The following is a 2,500-nucleotide window of genomic DNA, read 5'->3' as shown; positions in this document are numbered from 1 at the left end:
AATGTAACGGGGCTAAAGCCATACACCGAAGATGTGGATTTACTCTTCATTGAGTAAGTGGTAGCGGAGCGTTCCGTAAGCCTGTGAAGGGAGACTCGTGAGAGCTCCTGGAGGTATCGGAAGTGAGAATGCTGACATGAGTAACGATAAAGGGAGTGAGAGACTCCCTCGCCGAAAGTCCAAGGGTTCCTGCTTAAAGTTAATCTGAGCAGGGTGAGTCGGCCCCTAAGGCGAGGCCGAAAGGCGTAGTCGATGGGAACCACGTTAATATTCGTGGACCTGTGGGTAGTGACGGATTGCGTATATTGTAAGATCTTATTGGATTGATCTTGCAGTGAAGCAGTTCCAGGAAATAGCTCCCACATATAGACCGTACCCCAAACCGACACAGGTGGACTGGTAGAGAATACTAAGGCGCTTGAGAGAACTACGTTGAAGGAACTCGGCAAATTGCACGCGTAACTTCGGAAGAAGCGTGACCCTTTAGCGGGCAACCGTTAGAGGGTGGCACAGACCAGGGGGTAGCGACTGTTTACCAAAAACACAGGGCTCTGCGAAGTCGCAAGACGACGTATAGGGTCTGACGCCTGCCCGGTGCTGGAAGGTTAAGAGGAGATGTGCAAGCATTGAATTGAAGCCCCAGTAAACGGCGGCCGTAACTATAACGGTCCTAAGGTAGCGAAATTCCTTGTCGGGTAAGTTCCGACCTGCACGAATGGCGTAACGACTTCCCCGCTGTCTCCAACGTAGACTCAGTGAAATTGAATTCCCCGTGAAGATGCGGGGTTCCTGCGGTTAGACGGAAAGACCCCGTGCACCTTTACTATAGCTTTACACTGGCATTTGTGTCTGTATGTGTAGGATAGGTGGTAGACTTTGAAGCAGGGGCGCTAGCCTTTGTGGAGTCATCCTTGAAATACCACCCTTACCGATATGGATGTCTAACCGCAGTCCGTTATCCGGATTCGGGACCGTGTATGGTGGGTAGTTTGACTGGGGCGGTCGCCTCCTAAAGAGTAACGGAGGCGCGCGATGGTAGGCTCAAAACGGTCGGAAATCGTTTGTTGAGTGCAATGGCATAAGCCTGCCTGACTGTGAGACTGACAAGTCGAGCAGAGTCGAAAGACGGTCATAGTGATCCGGTGGTCCCGTGTGGAAGGGCCATCGCTCAACGGATAAAAGGTACGCCGGGGATAACAGGCTGATGACCCCCAAGAGTCCATATCGACGGGGTTGTTTGGCACCTCGATGTCGACTCATCGCATCCTGGGGCTGGAGCAGGTCCCAAGGGTATGGCTGTTCGCCATTTAAAGCGGTACGTGAGTTGGGTTCAGAACGTCGTGAGACAGTTCGGTCCCTATCTGCCGTGGGTGTTGGAATATTGACAGGATCTGTCCCTAGTACGAGAGGACCGGGATGGACGTATCTCTGGTGGACCTGTTGTGGCGCCAGCCGCATAGCAGGGTAGCTATATACGGAAGGGATAACCGCTGAAGGCATCTAAGCGGGAAACCCACCTGAAAACGAGTATTCCCTGAGAACCGTGGTAGACCACCACGTTGATAGGTCAGGTGTGGAAGTGTGGTAACACATGAAGCTTACTGATACTAATCGTTCGATCGACTTGATCGTTCTCATTTCCTATATCCATTCTTAAATTATAAAAATTTCCAGCTTCTCATCATTCATGCTTTTTGCTGACTTGGTGGTTATGGCGGAGTGAACGCACCCGATCCCATCCCGAACTCGGCCGTGAAACGCTCCAGCGCTGATGGTACTTTGCCTTAAGGCACGGGAGAGTAAGTCGCCGCCAGGTCTGCTAAAGGCATGATAGATAACAATTCAAAAATAAAAATGTAATCAGATCAATGCTCAATACTCAGAGTAGACAATAAAAAAATCTTGTTCTAAAATATGTGACGCGGGGTGGAGCAGCCCGGTAGCTCGTCAGGCTCATAACCTGAAGGCCGCAGGTTCAAATCCTGCCCCCGCAACCAAAGTTCCAAAACTAATTCTTCCATAAAAATCAAATCACATCTAAACATCACTCTGCAACCATAGTAGAACGTGAAAATATAAAAATGTACGTAAGCGAAAATGTTATAGAATAACCCTTCACTCAAACTTCCCCCTTTAGCTGTATAGGCTTAGGGCTTTTTAGAAATTGCGAGAGCACTATGGAAGAAGAATAAAACGTACAAACTGCCTAAAAAACTATAAAAATATGACAAGGGGATGGGGTGGCTTGAAAATATTCCCTCTCTAAAAAATGCAATGCCCCATATAGACATGCCACTTGCTGCTGTTTGTTCACAATAGAGTGCAAAAAATAGCGCTTAACCTAGATTCCTCTCAAAAATTCTCTGATGCCTCTCAAAGTAACTTGAAAAAAAAGCTCTTGTTCATCCGTAGCTGGTAGTAGAAGTTATGTATCCATTGCAGTAGAATCTTGGTTTTTATCAGGTTTGCTAACTTGTGTATCGGAACAGACAGAAAAAAA

1 tRNA gene and 2 rRNA genes (1 of these 3 cut by a window edge) are annotated in these 2,500 nt (G+C 48.0%); all 3 read left to right on the top strand.

From position 1 onward, the window contains the following. Nucleotides 1-1,632 (top strand): 23S ribosomal RNA (locus ACFIKH_RS08440); it begins 1,183 nt to the left of the window's first position. 69 nt (nucleotides 1,633-1,701) lie between these two features. Beyond that, a 5S ribosomal RNA gene (gene rrf / locus ACFIKH_RS08435) occupies nucleotides 1,702-1,816 on the top strand. A gap of 104 nt (nucleotides 1,817-1,920) precedes the next feature. Then, a tRNA-Met gene (locus tag ACFIKH_RS08430) sits at nucleotides 1,921-1,997 on the top strand. The last annotated feature ends 503 nt before the right edge of the window (nucleotides 1,998-2,500 follow it).

It is taken from the genome of Bartonella sp. SD1336NMGDW (assembly GCF_042193565.1).
GTDB classification, from domain to species: Bacteria; Pseudomonadota; Alphaproteobacteria; order Rhizobiales; family Rhizobiaceae; genus Bartonella; species Bartonella grahamii.
The sequence above is the reverse complement of the archived record's forward strand: the minus strand, read 5'-3'. Positions and strand labels throughout refer to the sequence as shown.